Below are 16,651 nucleotides of genomic sequence, written 5' to 3' on the forward strand. Positions count from 1 at the left end.
GTTCCCGCAGGAGACTGACATGCGCCCTTTCCTTCACCGCTCTGCCCGCCCCTGGCTGGCCCTGCTGCTGGCATGCTGCCTGGCCCTGCTGGCCGCCTGTGGCGGCGGCCATCACCACCCTGTGCCCGGCGCGACCACGGGCGATCTGACCGTCACCATCGGCGGCTTGCCGGCCGGCGTGGCGGGCGCCGTCACGGTCACGGGGCCTGCGTCGTACAGCAAGACATTGACGGCCACCACCACGCTCACCAGCCTGGCGCCCGGCGCCTACACCATCAATGCCACCAGCGTGGCGCAAGGCACGGGAAGCCTGGCGCCCACGCCCGTCACGCAACAGGTGCAAGTCAATGCGGGCACCACGGCCAGCGCCAGCGTCCTGTATGCGGCGGCCGCGCCGCTGGCCCTGCGCCTGCAGGAAGTGGCCAGCGGCTTGAGCTCCCCCCTCTTCCTCACGGCGCCGCCCGGCGACAGCCGCCTTTTCATCGTGGAGCGTCCCGGCCGCATCCGCGTGGTGCAGAACGGCAACCTGCTGGCCACGCCCTTCCTCGACATCAGCACGCTCACCACCACCAGCGGCGAACGGGGCTTGCTGTCGATGGCCTTCCATCCGCAGTACGCCAGCAATGGCTATTTTTTCATCTACTACACCAACCTGGCCGGCGATATCGTCATCGAGCGCAGGCAAGTGTCGGCCGGCAACGCCAACGTGGCCGATCCCCTGTCCGCGCTGACCATCCTCACGATTGCCCACCCCACGTTCAGCAACCACTATGGCGGCTTGCTCAGTTTTGGGCCGGAAGGCTATCTGTATGCGGGCACAGGCGACGGCGGCGGTGGCGGCGACCCGCCCCGCAATGCGCAAAACACGAATGTGCTGCTGGGCAAGCTGCTGCGCCTGGATGTCAACGCCAGCACGGTAGCCCAGCCTTACGCCATTCCGCCCGGCAACCCATTTGCCGGCACGGCGGACGGGCGCGGGGAAATCTGGGCCTACGGCTTGCGCAATCCGTGGCGCTACGCCTTCGACGTACCGGCCCAGCTGCTGTACATCGCCGACGTGGGCCAGGCCAACTGGGAGGAAGTCGATGTGCGTCCCGTGGGCCAGGCGGGCAACAACTATGGCTGGAACATCATGGAAGGCGCGCACTGTTACAACAGCGCCAGTTGCAATCAGGCGGGTCTGGTATTGCCCGTTATCGAATACGACACCGGCAGTGCGGGCAACTGCTCCATCACGGGCGGCTATGTGTACCGGGGCATGGCCTTGCCGGAACTGGCGGGACAATACCTGTATTCCGACTACTGCGGCGGCTGGCTGAAAAGTTTCAGCTACAGCAATGGCGCCGCCTCCGCTGTGACAGACTGGGGCATCACGAACGTGGGCAACATCCTGTCGTTTGGCCAGGATGCGCAAAACGAGCTGTACATGCTGAGCGGCACGGGCAAGGTGTACCGGATTGTCCGTAAATAAGCATAGGCCAGTCAGCGTGCGCAAGCAGTCATGGCAGCGCACGCCTGAGGCGGCGTTTTTCGACGGGGCACGGCGAACCGGCTAGAATTGGATTTTTTCGCCGCGCCCTGCGCACCAGCCCAAGAGAACACCATGGCCCGTTTGAAACTTGAATTCCCTGAAGACCAGTACTGCTATTCCTCGCAACTGACGGTACGCACGACGGACATCAACGCTGGCAACCATCTCGGCAACGATTCCATGATTTCCATGATTTCCGAGGCGCGCGCCCGCTTCCTGTTCGAATATGGCGTGCGCGACATCGAAGCGGACGGCACCGGCATCATCGTCACCGACCTGGCCACCACCTACCGCGCCGAAGCCCATGCGCGCGACCAGCTGCTGTTCGAAGTGGGCGTCATGGATTTCAACAAGTATGGCGGCGACATCACCTTCCGCATCACGCGTCCGCGCGACAACACCCTGATCGCGATGGCCAAGTCCGGCTTTGTCTTCTTCAACTACAAGCGCAGCCAGGTCGTGCCCATGGCGGAAGAGTTCGCAAGCAAGTTTCCACTGGTGAACTGGATCGATTGAAGGATCGATTAAACGGGCCGTCATGCCGCCATGCTGTATGCTTATCAGGAAGACATTAAATCTGGAGCGGCATGCAATCAGCAATCACGGCAAGACTGTGCCTGACCCTGGCCCTGCTGGGCATGTTGCCGCCCGCCCTGGCCGCGCCGCAAACCGTGATCCTGTACGGCGACGATGACTATGCGCCGTACAGCTATGTGGAAAACGGCGCTTTCAAGGGCATGTACATCGATATCCTGCGCCAGGCGGCCAGCCGGATGCCCGGGTACCGGCTGGAACTGCAGCCGCGCCCCTGGAAACGGGGGCTCGATGCGCTGGAAAAAGGCAAGGTTTTCGGCTTGTTCCCGCCCGGACGCAAGACGGAACGGCCATACGTGCAGCCGTACTCGGCCATGCTGCACCGCGAATCGGTGGTGCTGTTTTGCCATGACGCCGTCATGCGCACGCCGCGCACGCACTTCCCGGCCGACTTTGCGGGCCTGACCATCGGCGTCAACACAGGATTTTTACTGTCGGAAAAATTGATGGCGCCCGCCCGCCAGGGGCTGCTGCGCCTGGATGCGGCCAAGGGCAATGAGGCGAATCTGAAGAAACTGGCCCTGCGGCGCATCGATTGCTACGCCAGCGACCGCGGCGCGGCACGCCATACGGCGCGCCGGCTGCAAGGCGAACTGGCCAGCTACGGTTTTCACTTGCGCGAAGTGCTGGAACTGTCGTCCGAAGCCACCTACATCGCCTACAGCGCGCGCAACACGCCTTCCTACAAGACCGATTTCATCGAGAAAATGAATGCCGCCCTGCTTGCCATGCGGCAGAACGGCCAGCTGGCGCACATCGAAGACGCTTATTTGCGTTGATTACCTGCGCTGAACGGCGCGCGGCTGCAAGGTCAGGACGGGACTGCTGCGGCCCTGGGGCTTGACGCCGAAGGTATTCTTGAACCACTCGTCGATCATGCGCTTTTCATAGCGCAAGGCATCGTTGCTGGAATAACGGTTGATATGTTGCAAATAGGACATATCCGACAGATAAGCGTTGCCGCTGGCAATGACTTTGCCATGCTGCTCGAGCGTATAGCGCAAACGCAGGCGCGGCCAGTCAGCACGGCCCGTCATCACGCGCACATCGAAGGCGCCGCGGCGGGCCGGGTCTTCGCGTCCCGCCAGGTCGACATCGGTGATTTCGATCCTGAGGTCCTGACCGGGGGGCAAGCTCTTGCCCAACCAGCTGAAGTGATCCGCCAGGCCCGCCAGCACCTGCTCCCTGTCGCGCGAGCTGAACGGCACGTCAGAATAGTCGTCGGGTTTTTCGAACGTCACCTGGACGCCCGCCCAGGCACTGCTGCCCGCAGCCAGCGCCAAGGCGGCTATCCATGTTTTCGCCATCGTGGAAATACGCATATGCCTTCCCTCCAGAAAGTTCACGGCCCGGCGGCAGCTCCATGCCGGCCTCTGCCTACCCTGCCTGACTATAGCCTGAAGTGAACATTTCCGTAGCGCAATACGTTTCGCGTGGCGCCACGCGGCTGACCGGGCCGCTTACTTGCGCGCGTGGCGCTTTACCTTGATGCCAAAGGTATCGGCATACCAGTCATCGATCATCAACTTTTCATAGCGCAACTTTTCATTGCTGAAGTAAGGATTGAGACGGGTCAGGTACGACATGTCGGACAGGGCAGCATCGCCGCTGCTGATGACCTTGCCATCCTGTTCCAGCACATAGTGCAGGCGCATGCGCGGCCAGTCGACCCGGCCGTTCATGACGCGGATATCCTGGCCGGCACGCAGCGATGGATTTTCACGTCCCGCCAGGTCCACGTCCGTGACGTCGATTTTCAAGGTTTGCCCGGGCGGCAGCGAGGCGCCCAGTTTCTCGAAATGCCGGCTCAGTTCCTTCAATACCTCGTCACGGTCCTGCGGGTTGAACGGAACGTCCGTGTATTGATCCGGTTTGCTGAACCGCACTTCAGTTCCTGCCCAGGCCGCGCTGCTGGCCAGCAAGGCCAGGCCGGCGATCAGGGCGCGCGTCGTTTGCTTTTGCATGATGTACCCTTTCAGGAAATGTGAGTGGCATGGAGCCACTTCTTATGCCTGTCCAATATAGCGCGCTCCAGTCCCTTCTGGCGCGTAATTCATACCTTGTTACTTTTCCGGTTTTTCGCCAAGAAGGAAAGACGCCGTATTTTTTTGCAGATTCATTGGCAATATTAATTAAAACAAAGTATTGTCTTGAAAATATAGTTGCCTAAGCGATAAAGTATAGATAGTGTAGACAGCATGGATTTAAAGTGCTTTTTTAGCACGTGTGTTGCATGATTTTAGTCAATTGTTCTTGCTTATTGTTAATACTTAGCGGTCGGTCTACAATCGACAGAATGCGCCCGAAAAACGCGCAACGCCGGTCATGGCGCACAGGAATTCCTGGCGCGGGCGTCTCAGCATTGCGTCAGTTATGCCTTTTAGCGGAACTCGCCCTTATGTCATTTTTGTCATCTGCATCGCCCAAGTTACCTCCCTGGAAAGTCCTGCTCGTCGATGATGAACCCGACATCCACGACATCACCGAACTCACGCTGAGCCGTTTCCGTCTCGAGGGCCGCGCCCTGAGCTTTGTGCATGCGTACAGCGGCGCCGAGGCCAAGCAGGTGCTGGCGCGCGAAGAAGGCATCGCGCTCGTCTTCCTCGACGTGGTGATGGAACGCGAAGACAGCGGCCTGGAGGTGGCGCGCTGGATGCGCGAAGACCTGGGCAACCAGTTTACGCGCATCGTGCTGCGCACGGGGCAGCCGGGACAGGCGCCGGAAGAACGGGTGATCGTCAACTACGACATCAACGACTACAAGGAAAAAACCGAGCTCGACCGCACCAAGCTGTTTACCACCACCTTTGCCGCCCTGCGCGCCTACCGCGACATCATGAAGGTGGAAGAGGCGCGCCAGGCCCAGCTGCACTACCGCGAAGGCCTCGAGCGCGTCATCGCCGCCTCGGCGCACATTTTCAAGCAGCGCAACCTGCGCGACTTCGCCAGCGGCCTGCTGCAGCAAGTCGTCGCCCTGCTGCGCCTGGAAACGAGCATGCTGCTGCGCCTGCGCGGCGCCAGCGCCATCACGGGCGAGCAGGACTATGAAATCCTCGCGCAGATCGGCGACCATGAAGCCGATGGCGGCATCCTCAGCCCGTCCCTGCTGTCGCAGCTGGACGACGCCAAGAGCAATAAAATTTCGCGCCTGCATGGCGACACCTATGTCGGCTATTTCCCCAACAGCAGCGGCAAGGCCTCCCTGCTGGTGCTCAAGGGCGTGGAAGAGATTTCCGACCTCGACGCGCAATTGCTGGAAGTATTTTGTTCCGGCGTGGCGATCGCTTTCGACAACATCCTGCTGACGCAGGAAATCACCGACACCCAGGCCGAGCTGATCCTGCGCCTGGGCGACGTGGTCGAATCGCGCTCGCACGAAGGCGGCAACCACGTGCGCCGCATGGCCGAAGTGTGCCAGCTGCTGGCGCAGGCCTCCGGCATGTCGGAAGAGGAAACCATGGTGCTGCGCCACGCGGCGCCCATGCACGACATCGGCAAGATTTCCACGCCCGATGCCGTGCTGCTGAAACCTGGCAAGCTCGACGCGGCCGAGTGGGAAATCATGAAGCAGCATCCGACGGTGGGCATGTCCATCCTCGACGGCTCGCAGCGCCCGCTCTTGAAGGCGGCCGCCGTGATCGCCCACCAGCACCATGAAAAATTCGACGGCAGCGGCTACCCGCAAGGGCTGGTGGGCGAAAACATCCACAAATACGCGCGCATCGCCGCCGTCGCCGACGTCTTCGACGCCCTCATGCACAAGCGCTGCTACAAGGACGCCTGGCCCCTCGAGCGCGTGGTCAGCTACCTGCGCGAAGTGAGCGGCAGCCATTTGGACCCGCAGTATGTGGAGTTGCTGATTGCGAATCTCGATGAAGCGCTTGCGCTGAATCAACGTTTCCCCGATTAAAAGCTGGCGGTGGTGTCGGATTACGCGGCCTTGCCGCTAATCCGACCTACCTGGCATGCCTTGAACCAACGCTTCCCCGATTAAAAGCCGGCGGAGGTCGGATTAGGCCGCAGGCCGTAATCCGACACCACCACCGGCCACGCCAACGGTGTTGTCGGATTACCCGATACGCACACCAACAAACCACGCGTCGGCCCAAGCCCCCAACACAGGTATTCCGGGCCAAGCGGGCCTGAAAAATGTCGAGGGCAAGGCGCAGCGACGCAGACAGTACGCACGTACGGCAAGGAGCTGCAACGCCGCCATCGGCATTTTCTCAGGCCCGCATCTCCGGCCCGCCGTTTTTAACCTAGCCGCCGGCGTCGGATTACGCGGCCTTGCCGCTAATCCGACCTACGTGGCTCCGGCGGGAAGCGGATCTTGTAGTGCAACCCCATCCCCGGCGCGCTGACCACCTTCACCGTGCCGCCCAGCGGCCCCGTCACCAGGTTGTACAGGATGTGCGCACCGAGGCCGCTGCCGCCCGAGCCCCGCTTGGTCGTGAAGAAGGGATCGAACAGCTGGCCCAGGGTAGCGCTGTCCATGCCCATGCCGTCGTCGCTGTAGTCGAGTTCCAGCATGTCGCCGGCCGTCCTGGCGGACAACTTGATCCTGCCCGGCTCGCCTTCCGCAAAGCCGTGCACCAGTGAATTGACCACCATGTTCGTGACGATCTGCGAGACGGCGCCCGGATAGCTGCGTAGCTGCACCTCGGGCGCGCAGTCGATCTCCACCTTGACCGGCTTGCCCTTGAGCTTGGGTTGCAAGGACAGCAGGATTTCATCGAGGTATTTGCGCAAGTTAAAGCTGCGCAGCTCATCCGAGGACTGGTCGACGGCCACCTGCTTGAAGCTGCGCACCAGCGCCGCGGCGCGCTGCGTGTTCGTCGTCATGATGCGTAAGGTCTGGTCGATGATGTCGAAAAATTGCCGCAAGCCGTCTTCATCGAGCTGGCCGCCGTCCAGGTCTTCGCGCGTGAGCTTCAATTCCTGCACCAGGTGGCTGGTGGCCGTCACGCAAATGCCCAGCGGCGTATTGATTTCATGCGCCACCCCCGCCACCAGGCGTCCCAGGGACGCCAGCTTTTCCTGGCGCACCAGCTCCGACTGCGCTTCCTGCAAGGCGTTCAAGGCGCTGTTCAGGGCCGCATTCTGCTCTTCCAGCGCTTCCTTGGCCTGGCGCATGGCGCTGTCGGCCTGGATGCGGGCCATCGCCACGGCCACGTGGCTGGCCATGAAGGCCAGCACGTCCAGTTCCGCCTGGCCATACACGACGGATTCGTCGTAGCTTTGCACGATGATCACGCCATACTTTCTCTCGCCCAGCAGCATGGGCGCGCCCATCCAGCTGGCGATGCCCACATTGCCCAGCGGCTCGTCCATCTCGCCGCTGGCCACCAGCGCCGCATAGCTGTCCGCATCGAGCAGGCACGCCTTGCGCCGCGCCAGCACATAGGAACTCATGCCGATGCCGTAATGAAAGCGTTTTACGGGCGCCTGCGCATCTTTCTCGTCGACGAAATACGGGATCGTGATGTCCTTGTTGTCCGGGTGGTACAGGGCGATGAGGAAATTCTTTGCCGTCACCAGTTCGCTGATGATGGCGTGCAGGCGCGCATACAGGGTCGTCGCGTCGGCCGCCTGCGCCGACAGGTTGGCGATTTCATACAGCGCATGCTGCAGGTTTTCCGCGCGCCGGCGCTCGGCCACCTCGTGCGCCAGCAGGGCCGTGCGCTCCTGCACCGCCTTTTCCAGCCGGTCCATGCTTTGCATGCCTTGCAGGGCGCTCGACACGTGCGTGGCGATCAGCGCGAACAGGGCCTGGTCTTCCAGGCTGAAACGGTGCTGCGCGTCATAGCTCTGGATGACGATGGCACCGAGCACCTGGTGCTGCTGGTCCAGCAGCGGGCAGCCGATCCAGTGCTCGGCCGCCGTGCCGCCACCCCAGGCGCCGCCGCCGATGGCGCGCATGGCGTCGTCGTCGGCCGTCATCACCAGCTGCTTGCGGTTGACGATGACCCAGGCCGTGGGCGACTGCGCGGCGCTGGCCAGGCGCACGCCCTCGTCCGGATCGGGCGCGGCGTCGAATTCGTCGACAAAATACGGGAAGCGCACGAGGCCGTCGTCGCGATCGCTGAGCGCCACGTAAAAGTTCGCCGCATACATGATGCGCCCCAGCGCCGCATGCACCGCCTGCAGGAATTCGCTGATATCGCTGCAGGTGCTCGAGCGCTGCCCGATTTCCAGCAACACGGTTTGAACGGCTTCCAGGCGGCTGAGACGGCTTTCCATGGGTGACTATGTACCTTGTGCAAGTATATGTTCTGAAAATCAATATTATCAGTTCAGCCCAGCCTTGGCACGGCCTAAAACGCAGAATCTTGCCTTGAGCGATAGCAACACTCGCCACGCGCGCATTTGCCACCTGGCCGATACAGTGGCAGACTAGGCCCCTTCCTACAGACCAGACCGTCCTCATGACTGCCACGCTACGCGCCTCGCTTCGCCCCTACACCCTCGCCGGCCTGCTGGCCTTTGCCGCGCTGGGCATGCCGCCATTGTGCGCCGCGCCAGCCAAGGCGCCGGCGGCGGAAACGGCCGATGGCGGACGCTATTTCGGTCCCCTCGTCGCGGGCAAGATGCACGGCCAGGGCCGGCTCGAATACGCGAGCGGCGCGTTTTACGAAGGGGGCTTCGCGCGCGGCGTGTTTTCCGGCCAGGGCAAGCTGCGCCAGGCGTCCGGCGTCGAATACACGGGCGCCTTCCGCCAGGGCGCCTTCGACGGCATCGGCCGCTACACCTCGCCCAAGGGCGAAATCTATGCGGGCAGCTTCGTCAACGGCAGCTTCGAGGGACAAGGCCGCTTCCAGGGCGCCGACGGCGCCACCTTCGAGGGCCATTTCAAGCACTGGCGCCCGCACGGCGCCGGCAAGCTGACCGACACGGACGGCACCGTCTTCGAAGGCGAATTCGTCCAGGGACAGGTGCAGGGCAAGGCGAAGGTCACCACCAGCGACGGCATCCACTATGAAGGCGAGCTGAAAGACTGGAAATTCGAGGGCGAAGGCGTGCTGCGCACGGTCGACGGCGACGAATACCGGGGCGGCTTCAAGAATGGCCAGTTCGACGGCAAGGGCGTGCTGCGCTACGCCGTGGCGCAGGCGGACGGCCGGCGCGAAGACAGCGGCAACTGGACGGAAGGCCAGCTGGACGACCCGGCCGCAGACAAGCTCACGCGCGACAATATCGAGCTGGCCCTGTACAACCAGCGCAGCCTGCTCGACGGCGCCCTGGCCCGGATCGCGCCGCGCGATGCGGCGAAAAAGATCAATCTCTACCTGCTGGGCGTGGCCGGCGATGGCGCGCAGGAAGTGTTTCACCGCGAAACAGCCTTCGTGCAGCGCCAGTTCGACCGCGATTACGGCACCGTGGGCCGCTCCTTGATGCTCGTCAATAGCCGCAACACGGTGGCGCAGCAGCCGATGGCCACGCGCACCAGCATCGCCGCCAGCCTCGACGCCCTGGGCGCGAAGATGGACAAGGCCAACGACATCCTGTTTTTATTCCTCACCAGCCACGGCTCGCCCGAGCACGAACTGGCGCTGGCGCAAAACGGCATGGATTTGCACAGCCTGCCCGCGCAAGAGCTGGCGGGCATGCTCAAGCACAGCGGCATCCGCTGGAAAGTCATCGTGATCTCGGCCTGCTACGCGGGCGGCTTCATTGCGCCATTAAAAGATGACAACACCCTCATCATCACGGCCGCGCGCAGCGACCGCACCTCGTTCGGCTGCGACGACCAGAACGATTTTACTTACTTCAGCGAAGCGTATTTCAAGGAAGCCTTGCCCAAGAGCGCAGGCTTTGCCGAGGCCTTCGACAAGGCCAAGGTGCTGGTGCAGGCGCGCGAGGCGGCCGATTTCCTCGAAGGCGGCATGGAGGCGGAAGAGCATTCCGAGCCGCAGCTATTCCAGGGCAAGGCGATTGCCGCGCAGCTGAAGGCGTGGCGCGCCCAGCCACGCTAAGCACGGCACGGCCGCCCGCCTTTCTGTACAATAGCCGTCACCATGCGACAATTCTTCCTCATTTTGCTGCTGTTCGTGCTTCCGCTCCAGATGTCCTGGGCCGCGGCGAGCGCGTATTGCCTGCACGAGGAAGGCAAGGCGGCGCAGCACCTGGGCCACCACAGCCACCAGCACAAGGCCGATGCGGATAAACAACCCGCCGGCGATAAAGCTGAGCAGCAGAAAAAAGGCCAGCCGCACAGCGATTGCAATGTCTGCCATGGCATCGGCCACGCATGGCTGCCAGCCGGCTCCAGCCTGCCCGTCGGCGACATGGCGTCCGTCAACGCGGACACGTCCCCTTTCTTTTACGCTTCCCACATCCCGGACGCTCCCAAGCGCCCTGACTGGTCGTCGGCCATCTAGGCCGACGGGACGTTTCTTTCACTGATCGCAATATGCGGACCTGACTAAAGCAGGCGCCAGCCTGCGCGTCCCGTCGAATTCTTTTTCCATTCCCTGGAGAATTCGATGTACCGAATCATCTTGTTACTTTCCGCTGGCCTGCTGGCCAGCAACTTTGCCCATGCGCAAACACCTGCGGAACCCGCCGCTCCCCTGACCCTGCCCGCCGCGCTGCTGCTGGCCGAAGGCGGCAACGCCACCCTGTCGGCCGCCCGCCATGAACTGGCGGCCCAGGGCGGCGCCATGCAACAGGCGCGCGCCCTTCCCAACCCGGAATTGCAAACCGTGCTGGAAGACACGCGGCGCGCCACGCGCAGCACCACCGTGCAGCTGAACCAACTCATAGAACTGGGCGGCAAACGCGGTGCGCGCGCCGCCGTCGCGCAGCAGGGCCAGGAACTGGCGCAGGCCGGCCTGTCACTGCAGCAAGCCGACACGCGCGCGCTAGTGACCACCGCCTTTGTCGACGTGCTGGCGGCGCAGGAAGGCTTGCGCCTGGCCGACAGCGCGCAAGCCCTGGCCGCGCGCGCCAGCGACATCACGGCGCGCCGGGTGACGGCCGGCAAGGCCTCGCCTGTCGAGGAAACCCGCGCCAGGGTCGCCGAAGCGAGCGTGCGGCTGGAACTGAACCTGGCCCGCAGCACCCTGGCCAGCGCCCGCAAGCGCCTGGCCGCCCTGTGGGGCAATGCCGCGCCCCGCTTTACCGTGGCCGAGGGCCGGCTGGAAACCTTGCCGCAGCTGCCGCCAGGCAGCGAACTGGCGGCGCGCCTGGAGCAGGCGCCGGCCGTGCGCCAGGCGCGCAGCGCGCTGGCGCAACGGCAAGCCATGCTGGACATGGAACAGCGGCGCGCCACGCCCGACGTCACGCTCAGCATCGGCATGAAGCGCTCGGAAGAACTGGGCCGCAACCAGGCCATCATCGGTCTGGCCCTGCCGCTGCCGTTGTTCGACCGCAATGCGGGCAACAAGCTCGACGCCCTGCGCCGCAGCGACAAGGCCAGCGACGAGCTGGCCGCCGCCCGCATCGCCGTGCAGACGGACGTGGCCGCCGCCAGCGAACGCCTGGCCACGGCCCGGCTCGACGTGGAAAGCTTGCGCCTGGACATCTTGCCCGGCGCGCAAAGCGCCTACGACGCGGCCAGCAAGGGCTTTGAGTTCGGCAAGTTCGCCTTCCTCGACGTGCTCGATGCCCAGCGCACCTTGCTGCAAGCCAAAAACCAATACCTGCGCGCGCTGACGGAAGCGCAGCACGCCGCCGCCGAGATCGAGCGCCTGCTGGGCACACCAGCTCCCCTGTAAGGAATACCCTCCATGAACATCACACTGAACAAAAAACAGGCGATCGCCATCGCCTCCATCGCGGCCGCCGGCATCGTGCTGGCCATCCTCATCCTCGGCACGGGCAATTCCAGGACCGCGCCGTCCACCGCCGTCAAGGTGGAAGCCCACGCTGAAAAGAAAGACGAACACGGCCACGAGGAAGTGGAAGGCAAGCTGGAATTGACGGCGGCGCAAAGCCGCGCGGCCGGCGTCGTCATCGCCACGGCCGCGCCCGGCCGCATCAAGACGACGGTCGCCCTGCCCGGCGAAATCCGTTTCAACGAAGACCGCACGGCCCACGTCGTGCCCCGTCTGGCCGGCGTGGTGGAAGCCGTGCAGGCGGACCTGGGCCAGCTGGTGAAAAAGGGGCAGGTACTGGCCGTCATCGCCAGCACGGAACTGTCGGAACAGCGTAGCGCGCTGCTGTCGGCGCAGCGGCGGCTCTCCCTGGCCCGCTCCACCCATGAGCGCGAGGAAAAACTGTGGCGCGAGAAAATTTCGGCCGAACAGGATTACCTGCAGGCGCAGCAGGCGTGGCGCGAGGCGGAAATCGCCGTGCAGAATGCGCAGCAAAAACTCAGCGCGCTGGGCGCCAGCGGCGCCGGGACCGGGGCCAGCAAAGGGCCGCTGAACCGCTACGAGATCCGCGCGCCGTTCGACGGCATGGTGCTGGAAAAACACATCACCCTGGGCGAAGCCGTCAAGGAAGACGCGAACATCTTCGTCATTTCCGACCTGTCGACCGTGTGGGCGGAAATCGCCGTGCCGGCGAAAGACCTGGCCACCGTGCGCATGGGTGGCAAGGCGGAGGTGAAAGCCAGCGCTTTCGATGCCAGCGCGCAAGGCACGATCACCTACGTGGGCGCACTGCTGGGCGAGCAGACGCGCACGGCCAAGGCACGCATCAGCTTGCAGAACCCGGACATGGCCTGGCGCCCGGGCCTGTTCGTCACGGTGGAAGTGGTGTCCGGTGAAGCGGACGCGCCCGTTACCGTGCACAGCACGGCCATCCAGACGGTGGAAGACAAGCCCGTCGTCTTCGTGCAGGTCAAGGATGGCTACCAGGCCACGCCCGTGGTGCTGGGCCGCAGCGATGGCAATCTGACGCACATCAAGCAGGGCCTGGCCGCCGGCACGCCGTACGCGGCGCAAGGCAGTTTTGTCCTGAAGTCCGAGCTGGGCAAGGACTCCGCCGGCCACGAACATTGATCACGTCAAAGCTAAGGAAACCATCATGTTTGAACGCTTGATCCGCTTCGCCATCGACCAGCGCTGGCTGGTGATGCTGGCCGTGGCTGCCATGGCCGGCCTGGGCATCTACAGTTATCAAAAGCTGCCCATCGACGCCGTGCCCGACATCACCAACGTGCAGGTGCAAATCAATACCCAGTCCGCCGGCTATTCGCCGCTGGAAACGGAACAGCGCGTGACGTTTCCCATCGAGACGGCCATGGCCGGCTTGCCCAACCTGGAGCAGACGCGTTCGCTGTCGCGCTATGGTTTGTCGCAAGTGACCGTGATCTTCAAGGATGGCACGGACATCTATTTTGCCCGCCAGATGATCAACGAGCGCTTGCAGGAAGCGAAGGAAAGCTTGCCGGCCGGCATCACGCCGAAGATGGGGCCCGTCTCCACGGGCCTCGGTGAAATCTATTTGTGGACGGTGGAAACGCAGGAGGGCGCGAAAAAGCCCGACGGCACGCCGTACACGCCGACGGACTTGCGCGAAATCCAGGACTGGATCATCAAGCCGCAGTTGCGCAATGTCACGGGCGTCACGGAAATCAATGCCATCGGCGGCTACGCCAAGCAATACCAGGTGGCGCCGTACCCGGAAAAACTGGCCGCCTACGGCATCAGCCTGCAAGACGTGGTGACGGCGCTCGAGCGCAACAACAGCAACGTGGGCGCCGGCTACATCGAAAAGCAGGGCGAGCAGCTGCTGATACGCGCGCCGGGCCAGGTGGCGTCCAAGGACGACATCGGCAACATCGTCGTCGCCAATGTGCAGGGCGTGGCGATCCGCATCCGCGACGTGGCCGACGTGGTGCTGGGGCGCGAGCTGCGCACGGGCGCGGCCACGGAAAACGGCCGCGAAGTGGTGCTCGGTACCGTCTTCATGCTGATCGGGCAAAACAGCCGCGCCGTGTCGCAAGCCGTCGACAAGAAGATGATCGAGATCAACCGCAGCCTGCCGAAAGGCGTGCACGCCGTCACCGTGTATGACCGCACGGTGCTCGTCGACAAGGCCATCAATACGGTGAAGAAAAACCTGCTGGAAGGGGCGGTATTGGTGATCGCCATTTTGTTTTTGTTCCTCGGCAATATCCGCGCGGCCGTCATCACGGCCATGGTGATTCCGCTGGCCATGCTGTTCACGTTTACGGGCATGGTGCAATACCATGTGAGCGCCAACCTGATGAGTCTGGGGGCGCTCGACTTCGGCATCATCATCGATGGCGCCGTGGTGATCGTGGAAAACTGCGTGCGCCGCCTGGCCCATGCACAGCAAAAACTGGGGCGGCCCTTGACCTTGCAGGAACGTTTTCATGAAGTGTTTGCGGCATCGCAAGAAGCGCGCCGGCCCCTGCTGTACGGGCAGCTGATCATCATGGTCGTGTACCTGCCCATCTTCGCGCTGACGGGCGTGGAGGGCCGCATGTTTACGCCGATGGCCCTGACGGTAGTGATCGCCCTGCTGGGCGCCATGCTGCTGTCGATCACCTTCATTCCGGCCGCCGTGGCGCTGTTTATCGGCGACAAGGTGGCGGAGAAGGAAAACGCCATCATGCGCGCCGCCAAGCGCTGGTACGCGCCGCTGCTGGACAAGGTGATGCGCAACACGCCCGTCGTGTTGACGGGCGCGGCGGTAGCCGTCGTGCTGTCGGGCTTGCTGGCCACGCGCATGGGCAGCGAATTCGTGCCCAGCCTGAACGAGGGCGACATCGCCATCCAGGCCCTGCGCATCCCCGGCACCAGCTTGACGCAATCACTGGCCATGCAGCAGCAGCTGGAAAGCAAGCTGATGGCAAACCACAAGGAAATCGCGCGCGTGTTCGCCCGTACGGGAACGGCCGAGATCGCGTCCGACCCCATGCCGCCGAATATTTCCGATGGCTACATCATGCTGAAACCCCGCGACGCATGGCCGGAACCGAAGAAGTCGCGCGAGCAATTGCTGGCGGAAATCGAAGCGACGGCCACGAGCTTGCCGGGCAATAACTATGAGTTTTCGCAACCGATCCAGCTGCGCTTCAATGAACTGATTTCCGGCGTGCGCAGCGACGTGGCCGTGAAACTGTTCGGCGACGATATGAGCGTGCTCGACAGCACGGCGGCGAAGATCGCCGGCGTGCTGGGCAAGATTCCCGGCGCAACAGAGGTAAAAGTCGAGCAGACGACGGGGCTGCCCATGCTGACGGTGCAGATCGACCGCGAGCAGACGGCCCGCTATGGCCTCAATATTGCCGACGTGCAAGCGGCGATCGCCACGGCCATCGGCGGGCAAGAGGCGGGTACCCTGTTCCAGGGCGACCGCCGCTTCGACATCGTCGTGCGCCTGCCCGACAGCCTGCGCAGCGACCTGGAGCAGTTGAAACGCCTGCCGATCGCCCTGCCCCTGGGCGCGGCGGCGGAAGGCCGCGCGCGCTTCATCCCGCTCGGCGAAGTGGCCAGCCTGCAAGTGGCGCCGGGGCCGAACCAGATCAGCCGCGAAGACGGCAAGCGCCGCATCGTCATCAGCGCCAACGTGCGCGGACGCGATATCGGCTCGTTTGTTGCCGACGCCACCCAGCAGTTGCAAGCGCAGGTGGCCATTCCCGCTGGCTACTGGACCAGCTGGGGCGGCCAGTTCGAGCAATTGCAGTCGGCCACGAAACGCCTGGAACTGGTGGTGCCCGTGGCCTTGGCCCTCGTGTTTGTGTTGCTGTTCGCCATGTTCGGCAACGTGAAGGATGGACTATTGGTCTTCAGCGGCATCCCGTTCGCCTTGACGGGCGGCATCGTCGCCCTGTGGCTGCGCGACATTCCCATGTCGATTTCGGCCGCAGTCGGCTTCATCGCCCTGTCCGGCGTGGCCGTGCTGAACGGCCTGGTGATGATCGCCTACATCCGCCAGCTGCGCGAACAAGGCATGCCCTTGCAGGATGCGATACGCGAGGGGGCCATCACGCGTTTGCGGCCCGTCTTGATGACGGCGTTGGTGGCGTCGCTCGGTTTCGTGCCGATGGCCATTGCCACGGGCACGGGCGCCGAAGTGCAGCGTCCGCTGGCCACCGTGGTGATCGGCGGCATTTTATCGTCGACGGCATTGACGCTGCTGGTGCTGCCGCTGTTGTACCGGCTGGCGTATGCCGTAAGAGGCAGGTCGGATTAGCGGGGGCCGCCGAGGTCGCAAGCGCGTCATCCGACACATTGTTGACGCTGCTGGTGACGTCGGATGACGGCCTTGCAGGCCTGATCCGACCTACCTGTCCATGCGTCGGTTCCGCGGACGCAGGTCGGATTAGCTCCGAAGGAGCGTCATCCGACACATTGTTGACGCTGGCGGTAACGTCGGATGACGGCCTTGCAGGCCTGATCCGACCTACCTGTCCATGCGTCGGTTCCGCGGACGCAGGTCGGATTAGCTCCGAAGGAGCGTCATCCGACACATTGTTGACGCTGGCGGTAACGTCGGATGACGGCCTTTCAGGCCTGATCCGACCCACCTGGCCATGCGTCGATTCCGCGGACGCAGGTCGGATTAGCTCCGAAGGAGCGTCATCCGACACATTGTTGACGCTGGCGG

The 16,651-nt window shown here is 63.5% G+C and carries 12 protein-coding genes; 9 read left to right on the plus strand and 3 right to left on the minus strand.

What is annotated here, in order from left to right:
• Window positions 1-19: 19 nt before the first annotated feature.
• The 3 genes from OX462_RS25275 (at window position 20) to OX462_RS25285 (ending at window position 2,904) form a co-directional block, all read left to right on the plus strand.
• Window positions 20-1,471: a PQQ-dependent sugar dehydrogenase gene (locus OX462_RS25275; RefSeq protein ID WP_070312573.1), complete on the plus strand. Its 1,452-nt coding sequence runs from the start codon at window positions 20-22 to the stop codon at window positions 1,469-1,471.
• Between the two features lie 132 nt (window positions 1,472-1,603).
• Window positions 1,604-2,047 carry a thioesterase family protein gene (locus OX462_RS25280; RefSeq protein ID WP_070217768.1) on the plus strand — a complete coding sequence of 148 codons (444 nt, stop codon included), beginning with the start codon at window positions 1,604-1,606 and terminating at the stop codon, window positions 2,045-2,047.
• Window positions 2,048-2,118: 71 nt separating this feature from the next.
• A complete protein-coding gene (locus OX462_RS25285; RefSeq protein ID WP_083293640.1) occupies window positions 2,119-2,904 on the plus strand; it encodes a substrate-binding periplasmic protein in 786 nt (261 codons plus the stop codon).
• Here OX462_RS25285 and OX462_RS25290 read toward each other — a convergent pair whose 3' ends face one another.
• On the minus strand, window positions 2,905-3,447 hold the full coding sequence (locus OX462_RS25290; protein ID WP_070217739.1) for a DUF3016 domain-containing protein: 543 nt from the start codon (window positions 3,445-3,447) through the stop codon (window positions 2,905-2,907). It lies immediately after the preceding gene.
• 138 nt (window positions 3,448-3,585) lie between these two features.
• Window positions 3,586-4,089 (minus strand): DUF3016 domain-containing protein, encoded by a 504-nt coding sequence (locus OX462_RS25295; RefSeq protein ID WP_070217741.1) that lies wholly within the window; start codon window positions 4,087-4,089, stop codon window positions 3,586-3,588.
• A gap of 434 nt (window positions 4,090-4,523) precedes the next feature.
• Between OX462_RS25295 and OX462_RS25300 the strand changes: the two genes are divergently transcribed.
• The gene (locus tag OX462_RS25300) at window positions 4,524-6,035 is read left to right on the plus strand and encodes a DUF3369 domain-containing protein (RefSeq protein ID WP_070292411.1); all 1,512 of its coding nucleotides are present in this window, start codon (window positions 4,524-4,526) and stop codon (window positions 6,033-6,035) included.
• Window positions 6,036-6,418: 383 nt separating this feature from the next.
• Here OX462_RS25300 and OX462_RS25305 read toward each other — a convergent pair whose 3' ends face one another.
• Window positions 6,419-8,365 carry a GAF domain-containing sensor histidine kinase gene (locus OX462_RS25305; RefSeq protein WP_409027328.1) on the minus strand — a complete coding sequence of 649 codons (1,947 nt, stop codon included), beginning with the start codon at window positions 8,363-8,365 and terminating at the stop codon, window positions 6,419-6,421.
• 185 nt (window positions 8,366-8,550) lie between these two features.
• On the opposite strand from OX462_RS25305, the gene OX462_RS25310 reads away from it, so the two are divergent.
• The 5 genes from OX462_RS25310 to OX462_RS25330 all read left to right on the plus strand — a co-directional run bounded on the left by OX462_RS25310 (window position 8,551) and on the right by OX462_RS25330 (window position 16,237).
• A complete protein-coding gene (locus OX462_RS25310) occupies window positions 8,551-10,098 on the plus strand; it encodes a C13 family peptidase (RefSeq protein WP_409027329.1) in 1,548 nt (515 codons plus the stop codon).
• 42 nt (window positions 10,099-10,140) lie between these two features.
• Complete coding sequence (gene czcI, locus OX462_RS25315; protein WP_409027330.1) at window positions 10,141-10,503, plus strand: cation efflux protein, CzcI family; 363 nt, start codon at window positions 10,141-10,143, stop codon at window positions 10,501-10,503.
• Between the two features lie 105 nt (window positions 10,504-10,608).
• On the plus strand, window positions 10,609-11,841 hold the full coding sequence (locus OX462_RS25320; RefSeq protein ID WP_409027331.1) for a TolC family protein: 1,233 nt from the start codon (window positions 10,609-10,611) through the stop codon (window positions 11,839-11,841).
• Between the two features lie 12 nt (window positions 11,842-11,853).
• Window positions 11,854-13,071, plus strand: a complete 1,218-nt coding sequence (locus OX462_RS25325; protein ID WP_409027332.1) for an efflux RND transporter periplasmic adaptor subunit — start codon at window positions 11,854-11,856, stop codon at window positions 13,069-13,071.
• Between the two features lie 25 nt (window positions 13,072-13,096).
• On the plus strand, window positions 13,097-16,237 hold the full coding sequence (locus tag OX462_RS25330; protein WP_409027333.1) for an efflux RND transporter permease subunit: 3,141 nt from the start codon (window positions 13,097-13,099) through the stop codon (window positions 16,235-16,237).
• Window positions 16,238-16,651 lie beyond the last annotated feature (414 nt).

The sequence above is a fragment of the Janthinobacterium aestuarii genome, from assembly GCF_046113285.1.
GTDB lineage: Bacteria > Pseudomonadota > Gammaproteobacteria > Burkholderiales > Burkholderiaceae_D > Janthinobacterium.

Excerpts from the sequence above, each read along its gene's own strand:
- czcI (WP_409027330.1), top strand. The coding sequence starts at position 10,141 with ATGCGACAATTCTTCCTCATTTTGCTGCTGTTCGTGCTTCCGCTCCAG.
- OX462_RS25310 (WP_409027329.1), top strand. The coding sequence starts at position 8,551 with ATGACTGCCACGCTACGCGCCTCGCTTCGCCCCTACACCCTCGCCGGC.
- OX462_RS25305 (WP_409027328.1), bottom strand. The coding sequence starts at position 8,365 with ATGGAAAGCCGTCTCAGCCGCCTGGAAGCCGTTCAAACCGTGTTGCTG.
- OX462_RS25290 (WP_070217739.1), bottom strand. The coding sequence starts at position 3,447 with ATGCGTATTTCCACGATGGCGAAAACATGGATAGCCGCCTTGGCGCTG.
- OX462_RS25295 (WP_070217741.1), bottom strand. The coding sequence starts at position 4,089 with ATGCAAAAGCAAACGACGCGCGCCCTGATCGCCGGCCTGGCCTTGCTG.
- OX462_RS25275 (WP_070312573.1), top strand. The coding sequence starts at position 20 with ATGCGCCCTTTCCTTCACCGCTCTGCCCGCCCCTGGCTGGCCCTGCTG.
- OX462_RS25330 (WP_409027333.1), top strand. The coding sequence starts at position 13,097 with ATGTTTGAACGCTTGATCCGCTTCGCCATCGACCAGCGCTGGCTGGTG.
- OX462_RS25285 (WP_083293640.1), top strand. The coding sequence starts at position 2,119 with ATGCAATCAGCAATCACGGCAAGACTGTGCCTGACCCTGGCCCTGCTG.
- OX462_RS25300 (WP_070292411.1), top strand. The coding sequence starts at position 4,524 with ATGTCATTTTTGTCATCTGCATCGCCCAAGTTACCTCCCTGGAAAGTC.
- OX462_RS25320 (WP_409027331.1), top strand. The coding sequence starts at position 10,609 with ATGTACCGAATCATCTTGTTACTTTCCGCTGGCCTGCTGGCCAGCAAC.
- OX462_RS25325 (WP_409027332.1), top strand. The coding sequence starts at position 11,854 with ATGAACATCACACTGAACAAAAAACAGGCGATCGCCATCGCCTCCATC.
- OX462_RS25280 (WP_070217768.1), top strand. The coding sequence starts at position 1,604 with ATGGCCCGTTTGAAACTTGAATTCCCTGAAGACCAGTACTGCTATTCC.